Here is a 25,837-nt window from a genome sequence, read left to right as displayed (position 1 = left end):
GCCCGTGCCGCCCGTGCCGCCGCTCCCCGCCGACCCCGCCGGTGCCCCGCCCGGGGCCGCCGGGTCGCCCGACGGCACGCCGCCTGCGCCCGCGTCGCCGCCGCCCCCGCCGTCCTGGGCATCGGGCTCGACGGACTGACGCGGCCCCGGGCCGCAGGACGGCCCGGACGGCCCGGACGGCCCGGACGCGACAGGGGCCCGGGTGCACGTGCACCCGGGCCCCTGTCGTGCGGCGTGGCCGTCAGACCGGGCCGCGGGCGGCGGCGTTGATCGGGCCGAGCCCGTCGTCGTCCGCGTCGGGACCGTCGACGAAGCCGCGGCCGTCGCCGACCGCGTCGTGGCGCTCGTCGTCGTCCTCGAACCCGTCAGCGAGCGTGTCGCCGCGCTCGCCCTCGACGTCGTCCGTGGCGCCGACCTCGCCGCGCAGCCCCTCGGCCGCGAGCCGGTCGGCGGCGCTGGGTCCGCCGGTGGCGGGGACGGCGTCGTCGCCCACGCCGAACCCGGGGGCGGGGTCGGGCGCGCCCTGCGACGGGTCCGCGGCCGGCGTCTCGACGTCGGCGTCCTGCCGCGGCAGGTAGGGGTCGGTGGTCGCCATGGTGTCCTCCTCGACGTGCGGGCGGTGGTGTCGTGCGTGCGGCCCCGGGGGGCGGCGCCCCCGGGCGCCGGCGTCAGGAGCGGCCGATGTCGCCGGGGCGCGCCGTGGTGAACGGGTCCTCGAGGCGCTCCATGTCGTTGCCGTCGAGCTCGCCGGGGTCCGGCAGCCGGGGGTCGGAGGCGGGGTCGGCGGTGTCGTGGTCCGTGGCCGACTCCGTGGTGCCCAGGCGCGGGTTGGCGGTGCCCCCCGCGGTCGCCGAGGCGATGCTGGTGCCCTCGTCGGGCGTCTGCTCCGTCATGCCCTCTGCCTACCCCCGCGGCGCGCGTCCCGCGACCGGGGAGGGCTGTGGCAGGGTCGGGGCGTCGGCCCGACCGGTCGACGCCGGAGTGCCGACCCGAGGAGAGCCGTGGTATCCGTGCCCGCCGTCGCGCTGACGGACGACCTGGCCCTGCCGCGGGTCGGCCTCGGCGTCTACAAGGTGCCCGCCGGGCAGGCCGGGACCGTCGTGCGCGAGGCGCTGCGGGTGGGCTACCGCGCGGTCGACACCGCCACGCTCTACGGCAACGAGGCCGAGGTCGGCGCCGCGGTGCGCGGCTCCGGGCTGGCGCGCGACGAGGTGGTCGTGACGACGAAGCTCTGGAACGACGACCACGGCCGCGAGCGCACCCTGCGGGCCTTCGACGCCAGCTCCGAGCGCCTCGGCCTGGACGTCCTCGACCTCTACCTCGTGCACTGGCCGGTCCCCTCGCGCGACCTCTACGTCGAGACCTGGCGGACGCTGCTCGAGCTGCGCGACGCCGGCCGCGTCCGGGCCGTGGGCGTCTCGAACTTCCACGCGCACCACCTGCAGCGGCTCCACGACGAGACGGGCGAGTGGCCCGTCCTCAACCAGGTCGAGCTGCACCCCCGCCTGCCCCAGAGGGCGCTGCGGGCCTTCCACGCCGAGCGCGGGATCGTCACGCAGGCGTGGAGCCCGCTCGCGCGCGGCGGCCTCCTCGACCACCCCGTGCTCGGGGAGATCGGGCGGCGGCTCGGGCGCAGCCCCGCGCAGGTCGTCCTGCGCTGGCACCTGCAGCACGACGTCGCGGTCATCCCGAAGTCGGTGACGCCGGCGCGCCTCGTCGAGAACCTCGACGTCCTGGGCTTCACGCTGGACGGGGACGACCTGGCGCGGATCGACGCCCTCGAGGACGGCCACCGCACGGGCCGCGACCCCGACACGGACTGACGGCCCCGGGCGGTCGGCCCGACCCCCCGCGATCGCGATCGCCGTGGAGGAACGCTGCACCGGCGCGGCGACGCGCGGCCCTCCCGCCGCGGGACGCGGCGCGCCGCCCGGCCGCTGCAGCACCCGTTCACCGCACCGCCTCCCGCCGGGCCCGGGGACGGGGGCGGACGTAGGGTCCCGACGAGATGAGCACCCCTCCCCGGGGCACCCCGGCCCCCGACCCCCGCCGCTGGCGCGCGCTGAGCGTGTGCCTGGCCGCCGGCTTCATGACGCTGCTCGACGTCAGCATCGTCAACGTCGCGCTGCCGTCCATCCGCGACGCGCTCGGGGCGTCGGAGTCGGCGCTGCAGTGGGTCGTCTCGGGCTACGCGCTGAGCTTCGGCATCGTGCTCGTCGCGGCCGGGCGCCTCGGCGACGCCCGCGGCCGGCGGTCGGTGTTCATCCTCGGCGTCGCGGTCTTCACGGCCGCCAGCCTCGCGGCGGGTCTCGCCCCGAGCGCGGCGTGGCTCGTCGTCGCCCGGCTCGTCCAGGGCGTCGGCGGCGGGATCATCAACCCGCAGGTCTCGGGCCTCATCCAGGAGCTGTTCCGCGGGGCGGAGCGGGGCCGCGCCTTCGGGCGCCTGGGCACGACCATCGGCATCTCCACCGCCATCGGCCCGGTCCTCGGCGGGGTGCTCATCGCGCTGCTCGGCCCCGAGCAGGGCTGGCGGTGGGTGTTCCTCGTCAACCTGCCCGTCGGCGCCCTGGCCATCGCGCTCTCGCTGCGCTACCTCGGGCCGGCCCGGCGCCGCACCTCCGTGGGGGACCTCGACCCCGTGGGTGCGCTGCTGCTCGGGGCGGGGGTCGTCGGCGTGCTGTGGCCGCTGGTGTCCGAGCGCTGGGAGGGGGTCGACGTCGTGCTGCTCGTCGGCGGGCTGCTCCTGCTCGGCGTGTTCGCCCTCTGGGAGCGGCGGGTCGACGCGCGCGGCCGGACGCCGATGGTGCGGCTGTCCCTCTTCCGCCGGCCGGGCTACGCCAGCGGGGCGCTGCTCGCCCTCCTGTACTTCTCCGGGTTCACCGGCATCTTCTTCGTGCTCACCCTCTTCTTCCAGAACGGGCTGGGCTACACGCCGCTGCAGGCCGGGCTGGCCATCACGCCCTTCGCCGTCGGCTCCGCGGCCTCCGCCGCGATCGGCGGGCGCCTCGTCCACCGGCGCGGGCGGCAGGTCGTCGTCACGGGCCTGGTCGTGTTCGTCGTCGGCGTGGTCGTCACGGACCTCGTGCTGAGCGCTTCCGAGGGCTCCGCGCGCACGGGGCTGCTCACGGCCGTGCCGCTGCTGGTCGCGGGCCTGGGCAGCGGCCTCGTCATCTCGCCGAACCAGACCCTCACGCTCGCCGCCGTGCCCGTGGAGCAGGCCGGCGCGGCCGGGGGCGTGCTGCAGACGGGGCAGCGCCTCGGCACCGCCGCGGGGGTCGCGCTCGTCGGGGCGCTGTACTTCGGCGCGGCCCGGGGCGGCGACGCGGCCGCCGGCGCCGCCATCGGGCTGCGCGCGACCATCGGCCTGTCGGCCCTCGCGCTCGTCGTGGGGGTCGTGGACCTCGTCCGCCGTCGCGACGGCGCCACCGACGCGGGGGCGGCCCGGCCCTGACGCCGTCGCCCGGCGTCCCCCGCGCTTCCCCCGCGCGTCCCCCGCGCGTCCAGCCGCGTCCCCGCGCGTCCCGGCGCCGGCTACGGGACGCCGAGGAGGCGCAGGAGCGCAGTGGTCGCGGCCGCCGCGAGGACGACGACGACGAACGGCGCGCGCCGGACCGCCAGCAGGCCGCCGACCGCGACCCCCGCCGGCCGTGCCACGCCCGCGGGGCCGCCGCCCTCGAGGAGCGCGCTCGTCGCGACGAGGGCCGTGAGCACGGTGACCGCCGCGACCTCCAGCAGGCGCAGCGCGCGCGGCGAGGGGTCCACGCGGTCGCGCAGCAGCCCGCCGACGACGCGCAGCGCGAAGGTCCCGACCGCCAGCGCGGCGAGCGTGGCCACGAGCCCGGCGGTGCTCACGGCACGTCCCCCCGCGCGGCGTCGCCCGGCCGGGCGTCCTCGGGCGAGCGCAGGGCGAGCAGCACCCCGACGAGCGCGAGCAGCACGGGCAGCCCCGGGGGCAGCACCGTCGACGCCGCCAGGGCCACGGCGGCGCCCGCCAGCGCGGCGCGGCGCACGGCGGGCCGGCGCAGCGCGGGCACGACGAGCGCGAGGAGCACGGCGGGGAAGGCCGCGTCGAGGCCCAGCGCGGCCGACAGCTCCCCGGCGCGGTCGCCCAGCGCGCGCCCGCCGAGCGTGCCGAGCAGCACGCCGAGGTTCCACACGACGAAGAGCCCGAGGCCCATCGCCCAGAACGCGGTCCGCCGGCGCCGGTCGTCGGGCTGCGCCAGGGCGATCGCGACGGACTCGTCCGTCACGAGGTGGCTGCCCAGCAGGCGCCGGGCGGCCGGGCCGCGCAGCACGTCCCCGACCGCGAAGGCGAGCGGGAGCAGGCGCAGGTTCACCAGCACCCCGCCGAGAGCGGCCGCCACGGGCCCGGCGCCGGCGGCGAGCAGCCCGACGACGAGCAGCTGGGCGCCGCCCGCGAACACGACGACGGACATCACCACCGGCACCCAGGCGGGCAGCCCGACCGTCACCGCCAGCGCGCCGAACGCCACGGCGACGACGCCGTCGGCCGCGCAGACGAGGGCGACGTCGCGCAGCAGGTCGCGGTCGCTGCGGGCGGCGGGCACGCCGGGACGGTGCCGTCCCCCGGGCCGGACGTCAAGCCGGGTTTCACCCGCGGCGAGCGGGTGATGTCCGCCCGTCGCCCTGCGCCGGGCCGCCGGCAGAGGTGACACTCCTCGACGGAGGTGCACGATGGCACTGTTCGTACGCAACACCGCAGGGGGCTCGCCCGACGCCACGTTCCGCGCGATGACGCGCGACGAGGCGGACCTGGTGCGACGGCTGGCGGCCGAGGCGCTCGCCCGCGCCGGCCGCCGGACGATCGTCAACCCCGACCACCTCGCCGGCACCGACGGCACGCTCTACCCGCTGCGCCCCGTCGTCGCGGCGTGCCGCGCGGCCGGTCCGCGGCTGCGGTGGCGGCGGGTCGTCGAGCGGGAGGTGGCGGCCCTGCTCGCGCCGCCCGCCGGGCCGGACGAGCTCTCCGACGAGGCGCTGCTCGCCGCGGTGTCCCTGCGGGTCGTGCCGCGCGGCCTCGTCGGCGCCGACCTCGCCGCCGAGGGTCTGGCCTACGCCCGGCCGGTGGCCGACGACCTGCTCGAGGTGCTCGTGCTCCCCGGCACGTCGGACGAGGGGCCGGCCGGCCCCGTGCTGCGGGACGCCGACGTCGAGCGGCGCGGCGCCGCACGCCTCCACCGCGCGGCGCTGGAGAACCTGCTGCGCGACCCCGTCGACGGCGTCACGCGTCTGCGCCGGCGCGAGGAGGTCGTGCTCCTGTCGGGTGCGTCGCCCCTCGTCGCGAGCAAGGTCCTCGTCCTGCGGGACGTGCTCCAGCGCGTGCACGGCGAGCGCCGCTACCCCGACGGCGTGCTCGTCGCGGTGCCGGACCGGCACGACCTGCTGCTGCACCCCGTCGACGGGCCCGACGCCCGGGAGGCGCTCGCGGTGATGGCCGACCTGGCCGTGCGCTACCACGCGTCGGGCGCGGGCCCGGTGTCGCCGGCCGTCTACTGGTGGCGCGACGACTCCCTGCGCCGCATCGCGGGGATCGGAGCCGACGGCTCCCTGCGCCTCGTCGACGACGGGCCCTTCATCGAGGTGCTGGAGCGCGTCGGGGCGCGCTGACGCTCCCGGGCCCCGCCCCGGCGCGGTCCCGCGCGCGGCGGGCGGGCGGGGCGGGCCGACCGTAGGTTGACCGGCATGCCGAGCCGCCCGCACCCCTGGTCCGCCGCCGACATCCCCTCCCTCGACGGGCAGCGCGCGCTCGTGACGGGGGCGAACAGCGGCCTCGGCCTGCGGACGGCGGTCGCGCTGGCGGCGCACGGCGCGGAGGTCGTGCTGGCGTGCCGCGACCGGGCGCGCGGGCGCGCGGCGCAGGAGCGCGTGCTCGCCGAGACGGGCCGTGCCGCCGGCCTCGTCGACCTCGACCTCGCGGACCTGCGCTCCGTCGAGGCGCTCGCGCAGGGCTGGGGCGACGCGCCGCTGCACCTGCTCGTCGCCAACGCCGGCGTCATGGCGGTGCCGCGCGGCACCACCCGGGACGGCTTCGAGCGGCAGCTCGGCACGAACCACCTCGGGCACTTCGCCCTCGTCGGGCGGCTGCTCCCCGCCCTGCGCCAGGCGCCCTTCGCACGGGTGGTCGTCGTGTCGTCGAACGCGCACCGGTTCGGCCGCGTCCGGCTCGACGACCTCATGTTCCAGCGGCGCCGGTACTCCCCGTGGCGCGCCTACGGGCAGAGCAAGCTCGCCAACCTGCTGTTCGTCCGCGAGCTCGACCGTCGGCTGCGCGCGCACGGCGACCCCGTCGTGGCGGTCGCGGCGCACCCCGGGTTCGCCTCCTCCAACCTCTCGGCGGGCTTCACGGCGGGCCTGCCGCCCGTCGTCGCCTCCGGCTACCGGTGGCTGCAGGGGCGGCTGGAGCAGTCCGACGAGGCCGGCGCCCTGCCCTCCCTGTACGCGGCGACGATGCCGGACGTGCCCGGCGGCGCCCTCTACGGCCCCGACGGCCGCTTCGAGCAGCGCGGGGCCCCGACCCGCGTGCACCCCTCGGCGCGGGCGCAGGACGACGCGACGGCGCGCGGCCTGTGGGAGCGCAGCGAGCGCCTCACGGGTGTCACCTACCCGGACCTGCCGCCCGTCCCCGCGGGCGCGCCGCGGTGGCTACGGTCGGGGGCATGACGGACGCCCCGCCGGTGCGGCTCTCGGACGAGCCGCCGGCCCTTCTCGCCACCGCCCGCCGCACGGTCCCGGCCGACGGGCTCCCGGAGTTCTTCGACACGGCCTACCGCGCCGTCCTCGTCGCGCTGCAGCGGGCGGGCGCGGAGCCCGCCGGGCCGGCGCTGGCGTGGTACCACGGCATGCCCGGCGGGGCCTTCGACGTGTCGGCGGCGTTCCCGGTCGTGGGCGTGCCCGTCGGGCCGCTCGCGCCCGTGCCGGCCGCGGAGGGCACCGACGACCCGGCCCCGGACGCCGCCGGTGCGGCGGGGGACGACCGGCCCGCCCTCGAGGTCGTGGTCGTGGAGCGTCCCGGCGGGCCCGCCCTCACCACGGAGCACGTCGGCCCCTACGACGGGCTGGCGGCCGCGTGGCAGCGGCTCGAGCGCTGGCGCGCCGAGCACGCCGGCCCGGCGCGCGGCGACTTCTGGGAGGTCTACCTCACGGACCCCGCGGGCGGCGTCGACCCGGCCGCGTGGCGCACCGCGCTGGTGCTGCCGTTGGCCTGAGCCGGCCGGCGGCCGGCGCGACACCCCGCCACGGCACGCCAGCGTTTGCCGCGGCCCGCGCCCGGGGACGAGACTGCGCCGCAGGGGCGCGCGCGGGGCCGCCCGGCGCGGAGGGGTCGGCGATGACGGACGCGGAGGGCGCGGCGATGGCCGTGCTCGAGCGCGAGCCCGTCCTCGGCGGGGAGGCGGAGGCCCGGCGCATCCGCTCCGCGGCCGCCCGGGGGTCGATCCTGCGCTACGACGACCTCGAGGCGCTGTCCGTGCGGCTCGAGGACGAGGCGCGCGGCGCCCGGCGGTCCATCTGGAGCGCGCTGCCCGGCGGCCAGTACGACGTCACGACCCTGCGCAGCTCCTGGGAGGACGACGTCGCGCTCATCTCGTCCGGTCGCGCGGGCCCCGTCGTCTACCAGGCCGACTCCGTGCGGCGGCCCGAGGTCATGCGCTACCTCACCGAGTTCGCCGCCGCCGGCGCCCAGGTGCGCGTCGCGGTGCGGGTGCCGCACCGGATGATCCTGTTCGACCGCCGCACCGTCGCGGTGGCCGTCGAGCCCGACACCCTGGCGCCGCCCTACCTCGTCTCGACCGAGCCGGCGGTGGTGCAGAGCTTCTACCTGCAGTTCGCCTCGCTGTGGCGCTCCGCGCAGCGGGTCGGGACGGGCCCGGACGACCTGCTGGCCGAGTCCACCGTCCGCGAGATCCTCGAGGTGATGGCGGCGGGCGTCACCGACGAGGTCGCGGCGAAGCAGCTGGGCGTGTCCACCCGCACCGTCCGGCGGCGGATGGCCGCCGTCATGACGGTCCTGGGCGCGCGCTCCCGGTTCGAGGCGGGCGTGAAGGCGGCCCGCAGCGGCTGGCTCTGACCGCTCGCACGACGACGGCCGGTCGCCCGCGGGCGGTCAGCCGCGCCGGGTCACCGCCGGGTCACTTCGGGCCGACGCAGAGGATGCAGGCCGTGGTGTCGCCCGTGCTGGGCTGCGCCGCCGCGACGGCGACGCCCAGGGCGGGCAGCGCCAGGAGGCCGAGGACCGCGGCGCGGGCGGTGGCGCGGCGCAGCCGGCCGGCCCGCACGGACGACCCGGACGCGGCGGACGCGGCGGACGCGGTGACGGCGGTGCGCGGGGTGCGGGCGTCGGTGGTGCGCATGGTCGTTCTCCTCCGGGAGGGGGCGAGCGGTGCGGGGGGTGAGGTGTCGATCTTGCGGACGCCCTGCCTGCTCACGGAAGGTCGGTGGCCGCTACCGGCCTCGGCGTTGCCACCGGTGGCGGGCGCGCCGGAGAGTGCTGCCCATGGGGACTGCTGTCACGACGCCGCCACCGCTGCGCGAGGACGGGGAGGTGCGGTCGGGACCGGGCCGCCCGCACGGGGGCGGCCGCGGCGGGACCGCCACCGCGACCGCCATCGCGACCGACGGGCGCGGGCCGGTCGTCCCGCGCCCGGCGGGGCCCGTCACCGGGGCGGCGGGCCCGCCGGTCGCCCGGCTCACGGGCGACGACTCCGACCTCGTGCTGGGGATCCTCGACCGGCTGCGGGCCGCGCACGCGCTCGCGCCCGCCGACCCCGCCGACCCCGCCGGGGAGTCGGTCGCCCGCTGACGGCGGCGGCCGGCCGGCTCAGGCGGCGCCGCCCCCGGCGAGGGGCAGGGCGAGCGCCCGGGCCTGGTCGGCCGGCACGGGACGCCCGAAGTGGTACCCCTGGGCGAACCGGCAGCCCAGGTCGAGCGCGCGCGGCACCTGCTCGGCCTCCTCGATGCCCTCCGCGAGGACCTGCTGCCCCAGCCGCTCCGCGAGCGAGGAGATCGCCGCGACGACGGCCTCGTCGGCGGCCGACGTGCCGAGCCCCTGCACGATGGAGCGGTCCACCTTGACGACCGACACGGGCAGGCTCGTGAGGTAGGACATGGAGGAGTACCCGGCGCCGAAGTCGTCGATGGCGATGGAGACGCCGAGGTCGACGAGCTCGTCGAGCCGCTCGCCCACGGTGCGGGTGCCCTGGACGACGCCGCTCTCGGTGATCTCCAGCACGAGCGAGGGCGGCGCCAGGCCCGTCTCGTCGAGCACGCGGCGCGTGGCCGCGACGAGGCCGGGGTCGGCCAGGTCGCGCGGGGAGCAGTTCACGGACAGCCGCAGCGGGGCCTCCCCGCGGGTGCGCCGCTCGGCGTTCCACGCGGCGGCCTGGGTGCACGCGGCGCGCAGGACGTACCGGTCGAGGGCGACGACGAGGTCGCTCGACTCGGCCAGCGGCACGAACGCCGCCGGCGGCAGGGCGCCGCGGCGCGGGTGCTCCCACCGGACGAGCGCCTCGAACCCGTACAGCGCGCCGTCCTGCAGGTCGACGAGCGGCTGGTACGCCACCCACAGGCCGTCGCCGTGGCGCTCCTCGAGGGCCTGGCGCAGCTCGCCCGAGAGGCGGAAGCCCTCGCTGCGCAGGTGGTCGCGCGCGGGGTCCCAGCGGTGGGCGCGCCCGCCCCCGGCGTGCTTGGCCATCATGGCCGCCTCCTCGGCGGCGGCCATGATGCGGGCGGCGCGGGGCACGGACCCCAGGCCGGGCAGGTCGCCACCCCCGTCGCCCCCGTCGCCGCCCCCGCCGCCCCCGTCCAGGCCCCCGGGCCCGCCGGGACCCTCGAGCGAGGTCGCGCCGTCCAGGCCGAGCGCGACGACCCCGACCGAGGCCGAGATGCGGACGGTGCCGCCCTCGAGCTCCAGCGGCCGGGACGCCCGCCGGACGGTGCGGGCGGCGAGGTCGTCGACCGCCAGGAGCGAGGGCACCCGCTCCACGACGAGCAGGAACTCGTCCGCGCCGACGCGGGCGAGCAGGTCGACGGGCCCGGCGAGGGTCTCCAGGCCGTCCGCCGTCGCGCGCAGCACCGCGTCCCCCGCGGCCCCGCCGTGGCGCTCGTTGAGGTCGGTGAACCGGTCGAGGTCGCACAGGACCACCGCCAGGGCCGTGCCGTCCCGCCCCGCGCGGGCGAGGGCGCGCTCCAGGTGCGCCTCGGCGCTGCGCCGGTGCGCGAGCCCCGTCAGGGGGTCCTGGACCGCGAGGCGCTCGAGGCGGCGCAGGGCCTCGTCGGCGCGCCGGTCGGCCCGGACCTGCTCGGCCTGCAGCACCCGCCGCTGCCGCTGGACGAGGAGCACGAGCACGACGAGCGCCGCGGTGGTGACGGCCGCCGCCGCGACGGCGGCCCCGCGCAGCCGGGAGGCGTCGCGGGCGGCGCGGTCGGCGGCGGCGTCCGCCTCGAGGCGCTCCACCGACGCGCGGATCTCGTCCATGGCCTGCTTGCCGCGCCCCTGCGCCACGAGCGTGACCGCCTCGGCCACCGACCCGGAACGGGCCAGGGTCACGGTCGCGTCGATGGCCGCCATCCGGGAGCGGGCCAGCTCGGCCAGCCGCGACGCCGCCGCCGCCAGCGCGGGGTCCTCCAGGCGGGCCGCGGCCCGCTCGAGCCGCCCGAGCTGGTCCGCCAGGCTCGCGGAGGCGTCGTGGTAGGGGTCGAGGAAGTCGTCCTGCGTCGTGAGCAGGTAGCCACGCTGCCCGGTCTCGGCGTCGAGCAGCGTGGCCTGGACGGTCCGGGCGGCCCCCGCCAGCGCTCGAGCCCCCTGCGACCCGTCGTCGGCGCGGGCGCTCGCCACGAGGGCACCGACGCTCAGCCCGAGGGACACCACCAGGAGCCCCACGACCGTCCAGGCGAGCACGGCGACCGGCCCGGCCCGACGGCCGAACGCGCTCACCCAGCTCACCACGAGGCTCCCGTACCTCCCTCGTCGAGGGAACGGCGCCGTGTCTCGACGCCACCGAAGCGGACCCTCGGTGCCGAGCATGGGTCGTGGGAGGACCGGCGACCAACCCCGTGGCCGGGACCGGCCACGGACCTCACCCGCCGGTGGGGCCACGGACCGGGCGCGCGGGACCCGTCAGGCGGTGAGCTCGCGGCGGGGGCGCACGGCGACGTCCGTCAGCTGCACGTCCGGGGACGCCTCGAGCACGAGACGGACCGCCGCCGCGACCGACGACGGCCGGATGAGGCGCTCGGGCTCGTAGGGGCGGCCGGCCGCCTGCGTCGTCGCGACGAGCATCGCCGTGTCCGTCGGACCCGGGGCCACGGTGCTCACGCGGACGCCGTGCGGCGCCTCGTCGATCCGGAGCACGTCCGCCAGCCCGCGCAGGGCGTGCTTCGCGGCCGTGTAGACGGCGCTGCCCGGCACGGGGCGCGTGCCGGCGCCGGAGCCGACGAAGACGACGGTGCCGGAGGCGCGCCGCAGCGCCGGCAGGCAGAAGCGCGTGAGCTCGGCGGGGGCCACCACGTCGACGAGCAGGTGGTGCTCCCACGCGGCGCGGTCGGCCTCGTCGACCCGCAGCTCCGTCACGACGGCGGCCGAGTGCACGAGCGCGTCGAGCCGCTCCAGCCCGGCCACGCGCCCGGCGAGGGCGTCGAGGTCCGTGAGGTCGGCCCTCCAGGTCTCCACGCCGGGCAGGCGCGCGAGGTCCGCGAGCACGTCCTCGCGCCGCCCGAGGGCCACCACGTGCCAGCCGCCGGCCAGCGCGGCGACGATCTCGCGGCCCATGCCGCCCGTCGCGCCGGTGACGAGGACGGTCCGCCCGGGGCGCTCGGGCGCCCCGGGCCCGTCGGGGCGGGTGTCAGGCATGCAGGTCTGCTCCCTCACGGGTCAGGTCGAGGCCGGCGAGCACGGCCAGGACGCTGCGCGCCACCGCGTCGGTCTCGCGCAGCAGGGTGGCGTCGGCGCCCGGCATGGGGCTGATGATCGTGTCGCCGCGCAGGTCGTCGAGGGGGATCCCGACGAGGTGCACGCGCGGGTCGAGGGAGCCGTCGGCCCGGACGAGGCGGCTCGTGGCGGGGTCGACGTCGACGGCCGCCGACGGGCGGGCGCCGCCGTCGGCCGTCGGGTGCAGCGCGGGGCGCAGCCGCCCGGCCTCGAGCAGGCCCGCCACCAGGGGGTCGCGCGTGCGGGTCACGTCGTGCAGGTGCATCCAGGCGTCGACGAGGACCCGTGCGGCGACCCCGGACCCCGTGACGAACGGCGAGGCGGCCCGGAAGACGCCCGCGTCGGCGTCCACGACGACCGTCGCCTCGGGCCCCACGAAGTGCACGAGCCCGGCGTCGACGAGCGCGAGCAGCTGCCGGCTACGGAACGCCGGCGGCCCGCTGCCGACCATCCCGCCGAAGGCGGTGAACCGGCGGTAGGCGCCCTCGAACGACTCGGCGGTGGCGCCGCCGAAGGCGACGATCCCCGCGACGGCCTTGCGCGCGGCGCCGACGGACCACAGGCCGGCCTTGAGCGCGGAGTCGCGGCCGAGCTCGGCCTCCGCGAGGTCGTCGGCGACGTAGGCCCGCACCGCGGCGTCGAAGGCGGCGGGGCTGTCGACGAGCCGGTCCGCCGGGTGGGCCGCCGCCCGCAGGTCGAGGCGGTCGGCGCGCCCGGGCACGAGGGGCGCGAGCCCCGCGTCGAGCGCGTCCGGGTCGTCGGCGAGCGCCTCGACCACGGCGAGGACCCGCTCGAGGACCGCGTCGGGCCCCCCGTCGTCGTCGCCCGCGAACGCCTCCGGCCGCACGCGCCGCAGCGTCCGGTAGTACTCCTCGAGCCCGTCCCGCACCACGAGGGGCAGCACGGCGGTGCCGACGTCCAGCGGTCGCGGCACCGCGGACCAGTCCACCGCGCGCAGCCGCCGGTGCGGCGCCGCCGGGGGCAGCGAGCCGTACAGCGACTTGGCGCGGAAGGGGACGCCGCGCCGCGAGGTCGCGTGCACCACGGGCTCGCGCCCCGACGGCCGGTACACCAGCGCGCCGTCCGGCCCCTCCTCGAACCGCCCGCCGCGGCCCAGCGTCAGCAGCGCCAGCGTGTCGAAGAAGCCCATGCCCAGGCCGCGGACCAGCACGTCCTCCCCGGGACGGATGCCGGACAGGTCCTGGTCGACCGGGCTGGCGGGCGGCACGTGCAGCAGGTCCGGGTGCTCCGCGGCGACGGCGCCCAGCGCGCGATCGGCGTCCGAGGGCTCGCGCTCGAGCCAGCCCGGGGCGAGGACCACCGCGTCCGCCACGACCGCGTCCCCGTCGGCCAGGTGCACGCGCTCGCGGTCCCCGTCGGGTCCCGGCTCGGCGGTGACGGCCGTGGCCCGGGTCCGGTGGGTGACGAGCGTCCAGCCCTCCGGCAGCGCGGCGACGGCACGGTCCCAGCACCACACGAGGTACAGGCCGTAGAGCGCGCGGCTGGGGTGGGACCACGGGAGGAGGTCGCGCAGCTCGTCGCGCAGGGCGGTGTCGGCGCGCAGGTCGGGGCGCTGCGCGGCCCGGATGGGGTGGCTGCGCCACGTCGCCCGGTGCTCGGGGGGCACCGCGTCGGCGGCCGCGCGGTGCTCCGGGGTGGGCTCGAGCTCGGCCCGCAGGAGCACGCACCACTCGAACAGCGTCGGTCCGGGCAGCCGGGGGCCCGGCGTGGTGACGCCGGGGTCGACGAACAGCGTGACCGCGCCGGCGAGCGTGTTCATGCACATCTCGCGCGGCTGGTCCGTCCGCCACACGGCACCGCTGCCGAGCTCGGCGGGATCGACGACGTGCAGCTCGAGGCGCTGCGGCCCGCCGAGGGCCCGTGCCTGGGCCGTCAGCCGCTCGAGGACCGACGTGCCGCGCGGGCCCGCGCCGACGACGGCCAGCACCGGCACGGGAGGGGTCATACGCCCTTTGTACGTCCCGCGGGTCGCGCGGGCCGCATCGGGCCGGCAACCGCCCGCCGGCTGTGACGCACCTCGCACCGTCCCGACGGACGGATGCTCGTGACGCGGAATGAATCGGCGCGGTGAGATGTCTTGACCACATGCCGGACAGCACCCCGCTCCCGGCGCCAGCTGATCGAAGGACACCCCCATGAAGCGAGCCACGAGGTCTCTGCCCGCAGCCGTCCTGGCCGCCGCGACCCTGGTCCTCGCCTCCTGTGCGAGCGACGCGGGCTCGGACGGCGGTGGGTCCGCCCCGGCGGGCGCGGCGGAGACGGTCACCTTCGGCGTCTCCGGCCCCCTGACGGGTGACCAGGCGCAGTACGGCGAGGACTGGCAGCGGGGCTTCGACCTCGCGATGGAGGAGATCAACGCGGGCGACGGGCCCGACGTGGCGGTCGACTTCCAGGACTCCCAGGGCGAGGCGAGCCAGGCCACGTCCATCGCCCAGCGCTTCGTCTCCGACGAGGACGTCCTCGCCGTGATGGGCGACTTCTCCTCGGCGACGTCCATGGTCGCCAGCCCGATCTACCAGCGCAGCGGCCTGCTCCAGCTCGGGATCACCAACTCGCACCCGGAGTTCACGGACACGGGCGACTTCGTCTTCAGCCCCTCCATCACCCAGGAGGTCGAGGGCCGCGTCCTGCAGGACGGCGTCGCGGCCACCGCGGGCTCCGTCGCCGTCTTCTACCTCAACACGGACTGGGGCAACGCGGCGTTCGAGGTGTTCGCCGACCAGGCGGAGGCCAACGGCACCGACATCGTCTACTCCACGCCGGTGGAGGAGTCCTCGACGGACTTCCGACCGCAGCTGGTGAGCGCCCGCGACTCCGGCGCGGAGTCCCTCGCGTTCCTCACGTACTACAACACCACCGCCCTGCTCGTGCAGCAGGCCGCGGGCGCCGGCCTCGGAGACACCCCGAAGATCGCCGTGGGCTCCAACTACTCCTCGGAGTTCCTCGACCTGGCGGGCGACGCCGCGACGGGCACCTTCGTCGAGACGGCCTTCTTCCCCGGGTCCTCCGACCCGGAGGTGCAGAGGTTCGTCGCCGCGTTCGAGGAGAGGCACGGCGTGCAGCCGAACCAGTTCGCGGCCTTCGCCTACGACGGCCTGAAGCAGCTGTACTGGGCGTACGGGGAGAGCGACGGCACCCGTGAGGGCCTGCGCGACGCGCTGCGCGACGGGGAGGACATCCCCTCGGTGATCTTCGGCCCGTTCTCCTACAACGCGGACCGCCGGATCGACGACCCGACCTTCACCTGGCTCGAGGTGCAGGACGGCGCGTTCGTCGAGACCGACGCGCTCGCCGTGGCCGGCTGACGGGCGGCCCGTGCTCGACATCCTGCTCGCGGGCCTCATCAACGGGAACGCCTACGCGCTCGTCGCGCTCGGGCTGTCCCTCGTCATCGGCGTCGCCAACGTCGTCAACTTCGCGCACGGCTCGCTCTTCGCCGTCGGCGCGATGGTGGGCTGGTTCGTCACGAGCGACCTCGGGCTGCCGCTCGGGGTCGGCGTGGCGGCCGCCGTCGTGGTGACGGCGGCCCTCGGCTGGCTCATCAACCGGGTCGCGGTGCGACCGTTCGCGGGCAAGGCGCCCATTGCGGCCGTGCTCTCGACGATCGCCGTGATGATCGTCCTGGACAACCTCACCCAGCGCGTCTTCGGCCCCCAGACCCGGCGCTTCGACACGGGCCTGCCGGGCACGACCTGGCAGGTCGGCGGTCTGACCGTCGGGCTGGTCGACGTGATCATCCTCGTCACGGGCGTCGTGCTCATGACGGTGCTCGCGCTGTTCCTCGCCAGGACGTCCCTGGGCCGCGCCATCCGCGCCACGTCCCAGGACCGCGAGGCGGCCGCGCAGATGGGCGTGCCGGTCGACCGGGTGCAGTCCGTGGCCTTCATGATCGCCTCGGCGCTCGGCGGCCTGGCAGGCGTCCTCGTCGCGGCGTACTTCACGACGATCGCACCGACCCAGGGCTTCGCCGTCGGGCTCGCGGGCATCGCCGCGGCGACGCTCGGCGGGCTCGGCTCCCTGCCCGGGGCCGTGCTCGGCGGGCTGCTGCTCGGCGTGCTCGAGGCGTTCGGCGTGGCCCGGTGGGGCGACTCCGTGCGCCAGCTCATCACCTTCGGCGTCCTGCTCCTCGTGCTGTGGGTGCGGCCCTCGGGCCTGCTCGGGCGGGCGAGCATCCGCCGCGAGCCGCTGACGGGGACGTTCTTCGCCCAGGGCCGGCCCATCCGCATGCGGCGCTGGCAGGTCGCGGTGCTCGTCGTGCTCGGCGCCCTGCCCGTGCTGCCCGGCCTCGTCGACGGGTACGCCGTCCAGGTCGGCACGCAGGTCATCGCCTTCGCCATCGTCGCCCTGTCGCTCGTCGTCGTCGGCGGCGCGGCGGGGCAGCTGTCGCTGGGGCAGGCCGGGTCCGTGGCGGTCGGGGCCTACACCGCGGCCCTGCTGACGAAGGAGCTGGGCTGGTCGTTCGTGCCGGCGATGCTCGCGGCGGGGCTCGTCTCGGCCGTCGTCGTCACGGTGCTCGCCGCGCCGGGCTGGCGGCTGTCGGGGCACTACCCGGCCATCGCCACGCTGGCGAGCGGGGCGGCGCTCGTCGCCCTCGCCCTCGTCTGGACGCCCCTGACCGGGGGCGGCAGCGGCATCGCGGCGATCCCCCTGCCGAGCGTGCTCGGGGTCGAGCTCATGACCGGTCCGCAGCTGTACGGGCTGGGCCTGGCGCTGCTGCTGCTGGTGCTCCTGCTCGTCCACCGGCTGCTCGGCTCGCACCTGGGCCGGACCTGGCGGGCCGTGCGGGACGACGAGGTCGCGGCCCGGGCCGCCGGCGTGGCCACCCCGCAGTACAAGTCGCTCGCGTTCGGCGTCGGCGGGTTCGTCGCCGGGGTCGGCGGGGCGTACTGGGCCGCCCAGTACGGCTACATCGACCCGCAGATCTTCTCGCCCAACCTGTCGTTCCAGTTCGTCATCATCGCGGTGCTGGGCTCCATGCTCAGCCCCTTCGGCGCGGTCGTCGGCTCCGTCATCATGGTCGGCGGCCTGGAGGTCTTGCGCGCGGCCGCCGAGACGCGGCTGGTCGTCTACGGCCTGGTCCTGCTGCTGCTCATCCGGTTCCGCCCGCAGGGCCTGTGGGTGGAGACCGGGCTCGTCGCCCGCGTGCGCGGCGCCGTGTCCCGGCGCCGGGCGGGCGGGGAGGGCGGGGACGGCGGCGGCACCGACGGTCCGGCCGGCGGGCCCCCCGCCCCCGAGCGCGTGAAGGAGACCGTGGCATGACCGCGCTGCTGGAGGTCCAGGGCCTCACCCGCCGCTTCGGCGCGCTCACCGCCGTCGACGGCTCGTCGTTCACCGTGGCCGAGGGCGAGGTCGTCTCGATCATCGGCCCGAACGGCTCGGGCAAGACGACGACGATCAACCTCGTCGCCGGCGAGCTCGCGCCCGACGCCGGGCGGGTCCTGCTCGACGGCCGCGACCTCACCGGCGCCACCCCCGACGCGGTGGCCGCCGCCGGGATGAAGCGCACGTTCCAGAACGGGCGCGTGTTCGGCAACAGCACCGTCGAGGCCAACCTGCTCGTCGGGCAGACGCCGCTGCTGCGCGCCGCGGTGCCGCTGCGCCGGCTGCGCGGGGTGCCGGTGCTGCGCTGGGTGGCCCTCGTCGCCGAGCTCGGCAAGGCGCTGGTGCGCACGCCGGGCATGCGGGCGGAGGAGCGGGCGCTGGACGAGCGGGTCGGCACCCAGCTGGCCCGGTTCGGCAGCCGGCTCACGCCCCGGCGCGACCACGTGGCGGCGACCCTGTCCTACGCCAACCGGCGCCGGACGGAGATCGCGCGGGCGCTGGCGTCCGCGCCGCGCGTCCTGCTGCTCGACGAGCCCACGGCCGGCATGAACACCTCGGAGACGAACGAGGTCATGCACCAGCTGCTCGAGCTCAAGGCGCAGGGGCAGACGATGCTCCTCGTGGAGCACAAGCTCGACCTCGTCATGACGGTGTCGGACCGCGTGGTGGTCATGGACCACGGCGTGATCATCGCCGAGGGGACGCCGGCCGAGGTCCAGCGCGACCCGCGGGTGGTCGAGGCCTACCTCGGCACGAGGCGGCAGCGCGTGCACGTCGCCGAGGTGGCGGCCGGGGCCGCGACGGGGGCGGCCGGACCCGCGGCCCCGGCGACCGCCCCGGTGCCCCTGCTCGAGGTGCGGCACGTGGACGTCCACTACGGCTCCTTCCACGCGCTCCAGGACGTGTCCTACACGGTGGGCGCGGGGGAGATCGTGTCCCTGCTCGGCGGCAACGCCTCGGGCAAGTCCACGTCCATGAAGACGGTCCTGCGGCTCGTCCAGCCCAGCGGCGGGGACGTCCTCCTCGACGGGCGCAGCACCCTGCGGGACTCCACGGCGGACGTGGTGCGGCAGGGCATCGCCTCGGTGCCGGAGGCGCGCCGGGTGTTCCCCGAGATGACGATCGAGGAGAACCTCCTCGTCGGGGCGTACACACGGCGGGCGGGGGCCTCGGCGCTGCGGGCGGACCTCGCCGCGCAGTACGAGCTGTTCCCGCGGCTGGCGGAGCGACGCACCCAGCAGGCCGGGACGCTCTCGGGCGGCGAGCAGCAGATGCTCGCGTTCGCCCGGGCGCTCATGTCCCGCCCGCGCCTCATCTGCATGGACGAGCCGACCATGGGTCTGGCCCCGGTGGTCGTCGAGCAGGTGCTCGGCACGATCGAGCGCATCAACCGCGAGCGGGGCGTCGCGGTGTTCATGGTCGAGCAGAACGCGGAGCTGGCGCTGTCCATCGCCCACCGCGGCTACGTGCTCGTCAACGGCGGCGTGCGCCTGACCGGGACGGCGGGGGAGCTCCTGGCGAACCCCGAGATCCGGGAGGCGTACCTGGGGCAGAGCGCGGAGGCGGCATGAGCACGCAGCAGGGGACCACCCGTCCGGACCCCCTCGCCCTCGTCGGCGAGGACGTGGTCGACACCCTGCTCGGCATCACGCCGGGCAGCGCGCTCGACGCGGTCCGGGCCAACCGCCCCGAGGCGCGCGCGCACGCGCAGGGGACGTTCACGGCGCTGTTCGCGCCGGCGGACGCCGCGGCGATGCCGCTGCCCGAGCGCTGGGCGGTGGCGGCGTTCGTCGCGGCGCTGCACGGCCCGGGCCCCGCGACGGACCTGTACCGCCGGGGGCTGGAGACCGTGACGGGCGAGGGGTCCGACGAGGGGCTCGTCGCCGCGGTCCGGGGTGCCGCGGCCGACGGTGCCGCCCCGGGGCCCTACGGCCGCTACCGCGAGCCGGCGCTCGCGGCGGAGTCCGTGCCCGGGCCCGTGCTCGCCCTCGCCCCCGAGGCGCGCGCGGTGCTCGGCGCTCGGCTGGCCGCGGCGCTGGAGCACGCGCACCTGCTCGTCCTGCACCCGCGCGACGCGCGCCGGGAGCACCTCGACGCGCTCCTGTCCGCCGGCTGGGACGCGACGGGCGTGGTGACGCTGTCCCAGCTCGTGTCGTTCCTGACCTTCCAGCTCCGCGTGGTCCACGGCCTGGCCGCGCTCGCGGAGCACGTCGACCGCCGCACCGGAGGTGCCGCATGACGCTCGACCCCGGCAGCGCCGGCCTCGTGCCGCCGGAGCGCTTCACGCAGGACACCCTCGACTGGCAGCCGTGGCTCGAGCCCCTCGCGGAGGACAGGCTCACGGAGGAGCACCTCGACGCCCTCGTGCAGCGCAGCCGGTCGAAGAACCCGTACTTCCGTCTGCTGGCGCGCGACCCCGCGGTCCTGCGCGAGCGCACGAGGACGGACAACGACATCTTCTACAACACGCGGCGGGGCCTGCCCCGGGCCGACCGCGAGCTCGCCGCCACGGCGGCCTCCCGGCTCAACGGCTGCGTCTACTGCGCCTCCGTCCACAGCGCCTTCGCGTCGCACCACAGCAAGCGCCGCGAGGACGTGCAGCGGCTGCTCGACGAGGGCGTCGGCGCGCCGCTCGACCCGCGCTGGGACGCGCTCGTCGGGGCCGTCGTGGCCCTGAGCGCGACCCCGCCCCGGTTCGGCACGGACGAGGTCGACGCCCTCGTCGCCGCCGGCCTGGACGAGCTCGAGGTGCTCGACGCGATCATGGCCGGGTCGTTCTTCCACTGGGCGAACCGCCTCATGCTGTCCCTCGGCGAGCCGGGCGTCTGAGGCCGGGCGTCGCGACCCGTCCCGCCCTCCGGGCCCGCCGGGCGGGTGCGCCCCGGGCGCGGGCCGACCATGCTGGGGCGGTCGGCGCCCGTCCTGGGCGCGCACGACGAGCGGCACCGGAGAGGGTGGTGGTGATGGCGCAGCCGAGCGGCGGGCGTCCCGACGAGCGGACGCAGCGGTCCCTGAACGACCGGGTGCTGCACTACGGGCTGACCAAGGGGATCGAGCGCGGGCTGGCCACGGGCCTGGCGCGCCTGCCCCTCGACGAGGCCACGCGGGCCGCCATCCGCGCGCGCAGCGGCACCATCGTCACCACGCTCGCCGACACGGGGGTCACGCTCGTCAACGGCGCCATGGCGGCCCGGGCCGCCGCGGCGGCGCGGGCGGCGACGCTGCGGGCGCCGTCGTCCCCGGAGCCCGACGTCGTCGTCCCCCCGCCGGCCCCCGTCCCGGCCGGCGGGGGGCTCGTCGACCAGCTCGAGCGCCTGGCCGCCCTGCACTCCGCGGGGGACATCGACGACGAGGAGTACCGGGCGGCGAAGGAGCGGGTGCTGCGGCGCACCCCCTGACCGGCCGGGACCGCTCCCGTCCGGCGCCCGGCGGCGCCGCCGGGGTCGCCTCCCGGGGACCGCGACGTCCAGCACGTGGACACGCGGGGTGTGGCGCGCGCGACGCCATCGGATCGATTCGACACGTCTGCGCTGGTCCGCGTCGCGCAGCGGGCGACGGGCCGTCCCGGGGGCCGCCGTTCGCGTTGACGGTCCGCCGGGGCCTTCGCACACTGGTCGTGCGCCGTCGCCTGCTCGCGACCGCGCGCGCAGAACCCGACGTCGACCCCTGGCCGCAGCCCGTCCGGCCGGGGTGGTCCGTCGCCGCGTGGCGACCGGAGACGTCCGAGGAGTGGCATGAGCATGGAGGTCCGCACGGTCGAGGTGCGGTCGCGGCAGATGCGGTACCACCTGGACCGCCAGATCCACCGCATCGCCCGGCCCGGCCCGGTGCCGACGTCGCGCCACGTCGAGCGCGCGCTGCTCGTCGCGCGCGCCTGCCCGCCCTCGCGCACCGTCCACGTCGCGGCGGCCGGCTCGGCCCTCGCCGCGCTGCTCGCGGTGCTCGTGCCGGGCGTGGCCGTCGGCGGCGCGGCGCTGCTGCTCGCGACGGTGGGCGGCCTGCTCACCGGTGCGGTGGTGCTCGTCGGCGTCGAGCTGGCGTGGCGCCTGACGGCCGGGCTGCGGCTCGCCCGCCGGTCCACCCGTGCCGCCTGGCTCGCCGAGCGGGGCTGGCGCGAGGCCGACCGGATCCTCGAGGCGCGGGCCCCCCGCTCCGTGCGCGCGGCCCGCCGGTCGCTGCTCGTCGAGATCGAGCGCGCCCGCGTGGCCCTCGACGGCGGCCGCCCCGGCCTCCCGCTGCCCCGCCCGTGGAACGCCGACCCGGCCCGCTGGGCGACCGTGACCGGCACGGAGCCCGCCGAGGTCCTCGAGGGGATCCTCATCAACGACGTCGCGCTCATCGCCGAGGTCGCCGACCGGCTCGCGGCCTTCGAGACCTGGCCGCGCGAGCGCGCCCGCGTCGGGAGGACCGTCCTCGGCGCCTGGGAGACCCTGCGCCGCTGACCGCGCCGCCGACCGTGCCGCTGACCGCACCGGCCGGACGCGACGAGGGCGCCCTCCCCGGCCGGGGAGGGCGCCCTCGTCACGTGCCGGCGCCCGCGCGGGCGCCCCGGCCCGGGCGGCCGGCAGAGCTCAGGCGGCAGCCAGGGCCGCGACGACCGCGTCCGCGCGCTCGCCCTCGTAGCTGACGAGCGTCTGGAACGTGTTGCGCGCCCGGTGCCCGAGGGCCTCCGTCAGGAGGGAGTACGGCAGGTCGACCGTGCGGAACTCGGCGACGGAGTACAGCTGCGTGTAGACGCCCTTGTCCGGCTCCGGCTTCCACAGCGCCTCGGCGAACTTCGGGTTCTTGAACTGGTAGCCGATCTTCCCGAGCGCCCAGATGCCCCCGCCGCCGGTGAAGACGACGGTGTCGCCCGCGCTGACGCGCTTGAGCTTCGTGATGTTCGTGTCGTACGTGCCCCAGAAGCGGGCCTCCTCCTCACCGTGCCGGCGGAGGATGTACATCCGCTGGTCCGCCACGAGCGCGGCGAGCAGGTCGGGGCGGTCCGCCCAGCGCACGGGGTTGCGCAGGGACAGCTCGGCGTTGATCTCACCGTCACCCTTGCCCTGGGACGGATGGACGAGGACTGCGGTCACGATGGCTCCTGTCGCGGGCCCTCGCGCGGCGGGGCCCCAGCGGGGTAGGGACGGGCGCAGGTGCGCCGCATCCGTCGGACCCCACGGTACGCGGATCGGCGCCCCGGGTGGAGCCGGGGTGGACGGCCGGTGGACCCGGGGTGGCCCGGCCGGGGGCCCGAGAGGCCGGGGCCGCGCGGTCCGAGGGTCGTCCGGAGGACCGTCGCCGGTCCGTCGACGGCCCTCCGACGGACGTCGGGTCCGTCAGACCTCGGGCTCCGGCACGCGGCCCATGACCCGCTCCGGGCGCACGGCGAGCACGACCCGGCGGGGGTTCTCCCGCGGCACCCGGTAGCGCCCGGCGTAGCGGCGCTCGCCCTCGCGCACCTCGTCGGGGGCGCGCAGCACCTGCACGGGACCCTCGAGCGTGAGCCAGCGGCCGCCCTCGACCTGGCACAGCGCGGCGCGGCCCGACGCCTCCGCGAGGCGGACCTTGACGGAGTCGCCGGAGGTGATGACGCGCGCGAGCCCGGCGTCGGGGTCCCAGGTGAAGCCCACGGGCACGACGTGCGCGGTGCCGTCGGCGCGGACCGTCGTCAGCGTCGCCAGGTGCCGGTCGGCGAGGAACTCCAGGACGTGCGGCGGCATGGCGGCGGGGTCGAACCTCATGGGGGCGGAGCCTGCCACGCGGACCGGGTGCCGGCCGCCCCGCCCGGAGCGGGGCCTCAGCCCTCGCGGCGGTGCAGCGCGACCACGGGGATGACCCGGGTCGTCCTCGCCTCGTAGTCGGCGAACCCGCGGCTCGCCGCCGTGAACCGGGCCCAGGCGGCGTTCCGCTCCTCCCCGGCGAGGACCCGCGCGCGGACGGGGACGGTGCCGTCGTCGGGCGTCTCGACGACGGTGTCCGGGTGCGCCTGGAGGTTGTGGAACCAGGCGGGGTTGCGGGGCGCGCCGTCGGCGGAGGCCGCGACGAGCCACGTGTCCGCGTCCAGCCGGATGCCGCGCAGCGGGGCGACGCGCACCTCGCCCGTGCGGGCGCCGGTGTGGTGGACGAGCACGAGGAGGCGGCCGAAGCCCATCGTCGTCACCGTCCCGTCGTTCGCGCGGAACTCGTCGACGATCTGCTGGTTCCAGTCGCTCACGGTGTCCTCCGGGGTCGGGTCCTGCTCGGGGGTGCGCCACGAACCCGCCGACGAGAGGCGGTGCGGTCTCAGCGCCAACCGCAGCCCGGTGCGCCGTATGCCCACCGCCCCCGGGAGGCACGCCCCGGGACGCGTGGGGGTGGGCTCTGCCACCATCGGCGCGTGCAGCCCCACCGGTTGACGGCCGAGAGGGCGCGACGCGTCGCGGTGCGCGCGCAGCTGCTGGACCTGCCGCGCCCCACGGACGTGCTGGACGTCGTCGAGACGCTCACGCTGCTCCAGGACGACCGCACGGCGGCGGTCGCCCCGAGCGCCGACCTCGTGCTGTGGAGCCGCCTCGGGTCGGCGTACGCGCCCGAGGAGCTCGCCGCGCTGCTGGCCGACCGGGTCCTCGTGGAGCTCGACGGCATGGTCCGGCCCGCCGAGGACCTCGCCCTCCACCGCGCCGACATGGAGGCGTGGGCGCAGGGGCAGGACCTCCTGCCGTACCAGCGCGCCACCCGGCAGTGGCTGCTGGACAACGACGCGTGCCGGCAGGACCTGCTGGAGCGCCTCGAGCGCGACGGCCCGCTGCCGGCGCGCGCGCTGCCCGACACGTGCGTGCGGCCCTGGCGCTCGTCGGGGTGGAACGACGACCGGAACGTGCGACGCATGCTGGACGCGATGGTCGCCGCCGGCGAGGTCGCGATGGCCGGCCGGCGCGGCCGGGACCCGCTGTGGGACCTCGCGGCACGGGTCTACCCCGACGACCCGGTCGTGCCCGCGCCGGAGGCCCGCCGGGAGCGCGACGCCCGTCGGCTGCGCGCCCTCGGCCTCGCGCGGTCCCGGGCGCCGCGGACCCCGCTGGAGCCGGACGACGTCGGCGAGGCGGGGGAGCCGGCCGTGGTCGAGGGCCTCCCGGGCACCTGGCGGGTGCAGCCCGAGCTGCTGGAGGGGCCGTTCCGGGGGCGCACGGCGCTGCTCTCGCCGCTCGACCGGCTCGTGCTCGACCGCAGGCGGATGGCGGAGCTGTTCGCCTTCGACTACGCGCTCGAGATGTACAAGCCGGCGGCGCGGCGGCGGTGGGGCCTCTGGGCGCTGCCCGTGCTGCACGGGGACCGGCTCGTCGGGAAGGTGGACGCGACGGCCGACCGCCGCGCCGGGGTGCTCCGCGTCGACGCCGTGCACGAGGACGAGGCCTTCGACGCCGCCCTCGCCGCCGCGGTGACGGAGGAGATCGAGGACCTGGCGCGCTGGCTGGACCTGGAGCCGCTCCACGCCCGCTGACGCCCGGCGCCCGCCACCCGCCCGTGCCGGACCGACGGGGCGCGGCTACCGTCGCCGCTGTGACGACGACGCGCACCCTCGGCCCCTTCCAGGTCCACCCCGTCGGCCTCGGCTGCATGCCGCTGTCGATGAACAACGACAGGCAGTACCCCGACGAGGCGGACGCCGTGGCGACGATCCACGCCGCCCTCGACGCCGGGGTGACCCTGCTCGACACCGCCGACTGCTACGCCCCCTCCTGGGACGCCTTCGGCCACAACGAGAGCCTCGTCGCCACGGCGCTGCGGCAGTACGGCTCGCTGCCGGAGGGGCTCGTCGTCGCGACGAAGGGCGGCATCACGCGCGGCCCGGGCGAGACGTGGGGACGGGACGGGTCGCCGGAGTACCTGCGCGGCGCCGTCGAGGCGTCCCTGCGGCGGCTGGGCGTCGACGTCATCGACCTGTACCAGTGGCACCGCCCCGACCGCGAGCGGGACTACGCCGAGGTCGTCGGCACGTTCGCCGCCCTGCGCGACGAGGGCAAGGTCCGGGCCGTCGGCATCTCGAACGCGAACCTCGAGGAGATCGCGGTCGCGCAGGACGTCCTCGGCCCCGGCGGGCTGGTGAGCGTGCAGAACGAGTTCTCGCCGCGGTACCGCTCGTCGGAGGACGAGCTGCGCCGCTGCGACGCCGAGGGCATCGCGTTCCTGCCGTGGAGCCCGCTGGGCGGGACCGGCGGCGGGGCGCGCGCGGTCGGGGAGCAGTTCTCCGTCTTCGCGGAGATCGGCGCGGAGCACGGGGTCAGCCCGCAGCGCGTGGTGCTGGCCTGGGAGCTCGCGCTGTCCGAGCGCGTCATCCCCATCCCGGGAGCGCGGCGGGCGGCGTCCATCGCCGACTCGGCGGCCGCGGCGGAGCTCGTGCTGTCCGAGGAGGAGATCGCCCGCTGCAGCGCGTCGGGCAGCTGACCTCCGGCACCGGGTCGCCGACGCGCCCGCCCCCCGACCCTGCCCCCGGGGTCGGGGCCGGTCCCCGGGTGGACCCCGACCCTGGTCGGGGGAGCTGTCCTCCCACGGGGGGATCCGTCCGCGCCGGGCCGCGGGAGACCCTGG

The 25,837-nt window shown here is 77.5% G+C and carries 27 protein-coding genes; 16 read left to right on the top strand and 11 right to left on the bottom strand.

Translation table 11 applies throughout. The annotated features are described in order from the left end of the window. Positions 1 to 241 precede the first annotated feature (241 nt). Both EJA20_RS01375 and EJA20_RS18990 read right to left on the bottom strand, forming a co-directional pair. On the bottom strand, positions 242 to 595 hold the full coding sequence (locus EJA20_RS01375) for a hypothetical protein (RefSeq protein WP_129336383.1): 354 nt from the start codon (positions 593 to 595) through the stop codon (positions 242 to 244). 73 nt (positions 596 to 668) lie between these two features. Next, positions 669 to 893: a hypothetical protein gene (locus tag EJA20_RS18990; protein ID WP_205687303.1), complete on the bottom strand. Its 225-nt coding sequence runs from the start codon at positions 891 to 893 to the stop codon at positions 669 to 671. A gap of 108 nt (positions 894 to 1,001) precedes the next feature. Here EJA20_RS18990 and EJA20_RS01370 point away from each other — a divergent pair, with 108 nt between their 5' ends. Further along, positions 1,002 to 1,823, top strand: a complete 822-nt coding sequence (locus tag EJA20_RS01370) for an aldo/keto reductase (RefSeq protein WP_205687302.1) — start codon at positions 1,002 to 1,004, stop codon at positions 1,821 to 1,823. Positions 1,824 to 2,008: 185 nt separating this feature from the next. Continuing rightward, positions 2,009 to 3,451, top strand: coding sequence for an MFS transporter (locus tag EJA20_RS01365; protein WP_129336382.1), 1,443 nt, complete (start codon positions 2,009 to 2,011; stop codon positions 3,449 to 3,451). An 80-nt stretch (positions 3,452 to 3,531) separates the two neighbouring features. Here EJA20_RS01365 and EJA20_RS01360 read toward each other — a convergent pair whose 3' ends face one another. Together EJA20_RS01360 and EJA20_RS01355 are read right to left on the bottom strand one after the other, a co-directional pair. Continuing rightward, on the bottom strand, positions 3,532 to 3,852 hold the full coding sequence (locus tag EJA20_RS01360) for an AzlD domain-containing protein (RefSeq protein ID WP_129336381.1): 321 nt from the start codon (positions 3,850 to 3,852) through the stop codon (positions 3,532 to 3,534). Beyond that, complete coding sequence (locus EJA20_RS01355; protein WP_129336380.1) at positions 3,849 to 4,568, bottom strand: AzlC family ABC transporter permease; 720 nt, start codon at positions 4,566 to 4,568, stop codon at positions 3,849 to 3,851. Before EJA20_RS01355 ends, EJA20_RS01360 begins: the two co-directional genes overlap by 4 nt. A gap of 127 nt (positions 4,569 to 4,695) precedes the next feature. On the opposite strand from EJA20_RS01355, the gene EJA20_RS01350 reads away from it, so the two are divergent. The 4 genes from EJA20_RS01350 to EJA20_RS01335 all read left to right on the top strand — a co-directional run bounded on the left by EJA20_RS01350 (position 4,696) and on the right by EJA20_RS01335 (position 8,086). Then, positions 4,696 to 5,628, top strand: coding sequence for a DUF1444 domain-containing protein (locus EJA20_RS01350; protein ID WP_129336379.1), 933 nt, complete (start codon positions 4,696 to 4,698; stop codon positions 5,626 to 5,628). A gap of 75 nt (positions 5,629 to 5,703) precedes the next feature. After that, positions 5,704 to 6,681: an oxidoreductase gene (locus EJA20_RS01345; RefSeq protein ID WP_129336378.1), complete on the top strand. Its 978-nt coding sequence runs from the start codon at positions 5,704 to 5,706 to the stop codon at positions 6,679 to 6,681. After that, positions 6,678 to 7,226, top strand: a complete 549-nt coding sequence (locus EJA20_RS01340; protein ID WP_129336377.1) for a GyrI-like domain-containing protein — start codon at positions 6,678 to 6,680, stop codon at positions 7,224 to 7,226. Before EJA20_RS01345 ends, EJA20_RS01340 begins: the two co-directional genes overlap by 4 nt. Positions 7,227 to 7,348: 122 nt before the next feature. After that, the gene (locus EJA20_RS01335; protein WP_129336376.1) at positions 7,349 to 8,086 is read left to right on the top strand and encodes a helix-turn-helix transcriptional regulator; all 738 of its coding nucleotides are present in this window, start codon (positions 7,349 to 7,351) and stop codon (positions 8,084 to 8,086) included. 61 nt (positions 8,087 to 8,147) lie between these two features. Here the strand turns inward: EJA20_RS01335 and EJA20_RS01330 are convergent, their stop codons facing one another. After that, positions 8,148 to 8,369, bottom strand: a complete 222-nt coding sequence (locus tag EJA20_RS01330) for a hypothetical protein (protein WP_129336375.1) — start codon at positions 8,367 to 8,369, stop codon at positions 8,148 to 8,150. A gap of 143 nt (positions 8,370 to 8,512) precedes the next feature. Here EJA20_RS01330 and EJA20_RS01325 point away from each other — a divergent pair, with 143 nt between their 5' ends. Beyond that, positions 8,513 to 8,818, top strand: a complete 306-nt coding sequence (locus EJA20_RS01325) for a hypothetical protein (RefSeq protein WP_129336374.1) — start codon at positions 8,513 to 8,515, stop codon at positions 8,816 to 8,818. 18 nt (positions 8,819 to 8,836) lie between these two features. Here the strand turns inward: EJA20_RS01325 and EJA20_RS01320 are convergent, their stop codons facing one another. From EJA20_RS01320 to EJA20_RS01310, 3 genes are all read right to left on the bottom strand, one after another. Beyond that, positions 8,837 to 10,951 carry a putative bifunctional diguanylate cyclase/phosphodiesterase gene (locus EJA20_RS01320; RefSeq protein ID WP_164983787.1) on the bottom strand — a complete coding sequence of 705 codons (2,115 nt, stop codon included), beginning with the start codon at positions 10,949 to 10,951 and terminating at the stop codon, positions 8,837 to 8,839. A gap of 183 nt (positions 10,952 to 11,134) precedes the next feature. After that, positions 11,135 to 11,866 (bottom strand): SDR family oxidoreductase, encoded by a 732-nt coding sequence (locus tag EJA20_RS01315; protein ID WP_129336372.1) that lies wholly within the window; start codon positions 11,864 to 11,866, stop codon positions 11,135 to 11,137. Beyond that, a complete protein-coding gene (locus EJA20_RS01310; protein WP_164983786.1) occupies positions 11,859 to 13,910 on the bottom strand; it encodes an FAD/NAD(P)-binding protein in 2,052 nt (683 codons plus the stop codon). The genes EJA20_RS01315 and EJA20_RS01310 overlap by 8 nt, the downstream gene beginning before the upstream one ends. Before the next feature lie 190 nt (positions 13,911 to 14,100). On the opposite strand from EJA20_RS01310, the gene EJA20_RS01305 reads away from it, so the two are divergent. The 7 genes from EJA20_RS01305 (at position 14,101) to EJA20_RS01275 (ending at position 21,729) form a co-directional block, all read left to right on the top strand. Continuing rightward, the gene (locus EJA20_RS01305) at positions 14,101 to 15,270 is read left to right on the top strand and encodes an ABC transporter substrate-binding protein (RefSeq protein WP_129336370.1); all 1,170 of its coding nucleotides are present in this window, start codon (positions 14,101 to 14,103) and stop codon (positions 15,268 to 15,270) included. Positions 15,271 to 15,280: 10 nt separating this feature from the next. Next, positions 15,281 to 17,224, top strand: coding sequence for an ABC transporter permease (locus EJA20_RS01300; RefSeq protein ID WP_129336369.1), 1,944 nt, complete (start codon positions 15,281 to 15,283; stop codon positions 17,222 to 17,224). Then, positions 17,221 to 18,858, top strand: a complete 1,638-nt coding sequence (locus EJA20_RS01295) for an ATP-binding cassette domain-containing protein (protein ID WP_129336368.1) — start codon at positions 17,221 to 17,223, stop codon at positions 18,856 to 18,858. Before EJA20_RS01300 ends, EJA20_RS01295 begins: the two co-directional genes overlap by 4 nt. Continuing rightward, positions 18,855 to 19,526 (top strand): CMD domain protein, encoded by a 672-nt coding sequence (locus EJA20_RS19265; protein ID WP_129336367.1) that lies wholly within the window; start codon positions 18,855 to 18,857, stop codon positions 19,524 to 19,526. Before EJA20_RS01295 ends, EJA20_RS19265 begins: the two co-directional genes overlap by 4 nt. Next, positions 19,523 to 20,116 (top strand): alkylhydroperoxidase domain protein, encoded by a 594-nt coding sequence (locus tag EJA20_RS19260; protein ID WP_129336366.1) that lies wholly within the window; start codon positions 19,523 to 19,525, stop codon positions 20,114 to 20,116. The genes EJA20_RS19265 and EJA20_RS19260 overlap by 4 nt, the downstream gene beginning before the upstream one ends. A gap of 134 nt (positions 20,117 to 20,250) precedes the next feature. After that, the gene (locus tag EJA20_RS01280; protein WP_129336365.1) at positions 20,251 to 20,685 is read left to right on the top strand and encodes an SHOCT domain-containing protein; all 435 of its coding nucleotides are present in this window, start codon (positions 20,251 to 20,253) and stop codon (positions 20,683 to 20,685) included. 336 nt (positions 20,686 to 21,021) lie between these two features. Further along, positions 21,022 to 21,729: a hypothetical protein gene (locus EJA20_RS01275; RefSeq protein ID WP_129336364.1), complete on the top strand. Its 708-nt coding sequence runs from the start codon at positions 21,022 to 21,024 to the stop codon at positions 21,727 to 21,729. A gap of 129 nt (positions 21,730 to 21,858) precedes the next feature. On the opposite strand, the gene EJA20_RS01270 is transcribed toward EJA20_RS01275, so the two are convergent. The 3 genes from EJA20_RS01270 to EJA20_RS01260 all read right to left on the bottom strand — a co-directional run bounded on the left by EJA20_RS01270 (position 21,859) and on the right by EJA20_RS01260 (position 23,483). Then, complete coding sequence (locus EJA20_RS01270; RefSeq protein WP_129336363.1) at positions 21,859 to 22,362, bottom strand: hypothetical protein; 504 nt, start codon at positions 22,360 to 22,362, stop codon at positions 21,859 to 21,861. Positions 22,363 to 22,605: 243 nt separating this feature from the next. Beyond that, entirely contained in the window at positions 22,606 to 23,010 is a 405-nt protein-coding gene (locus EJA20_RS01265; RefSeq protein WP_129336362.1) for a pyridoxamine 5'-phosphate oxidase family protein, read from the bottom strand. Positions 23,011 to 23,066: 56 nt separating this feature from the next. Further along, on the bottom strand, positions 23,067 to 23,483 hold the full coding sequence (locus tag EJA20_RS01260) for a nitroreductase/quinone reductase family protein (protein WP_205687301.1): 417 nt from the start codon (positions 23,481 to 23,483) through the stop codon (positions 23,067 to 23,069). Positions 23,484 to 23,645: 162 nt separating this feature from the next. Here EJA20_RS01260 and EJA20_RS01255 point away from each other — a divergent pair, with 162 nt between their 5' ends. Both EJA20_RS01255 and EJA20_RS01250 read left to right on the top strand, forming a co-directional pair. Beyond that, positions 23,646 to 24,749, top strand: coding sequence for a DNA glycosylase AlkZ-like family protein (locus EJA20_RS01255; RefSeq protein ID WP_129336360.1), 1,104 nt, complete (start codon positions 23,646 to 23,648; stop codon positions 24,747 to 24,749). Between the two features lie 59 nt (positions 24,750 to 24,808). Further along, positions 24,809 to 25,693: an aldo/keto reductase gene (locus EJA20_RS01250; protein WP_276319514.1), complete on the top strand. Its 885-nt coding sequence runs from the start codon at positions 24,809 to 24,811 to the stop codon at positions 25,691 to 25,693. Positions 25,694 to 25,837 lie beyond the last annotated feature (144 nt).

Origin of the sequence: Cellulomonas endophytica (genome assembly GCF_004123805.1) — a bacterium.
Taxonomy (GTDB): Bacteria; Actinomycetota; Actinomycetes; order Actinomycetales; family Cellulomonadaceae; genus Cellulomonas; species Cellulomonas endophytica.
Note: the sequence above shows the minus strand (reverse complement) of the source record. Positions and strands in the feature narration are given on the sequence as shown.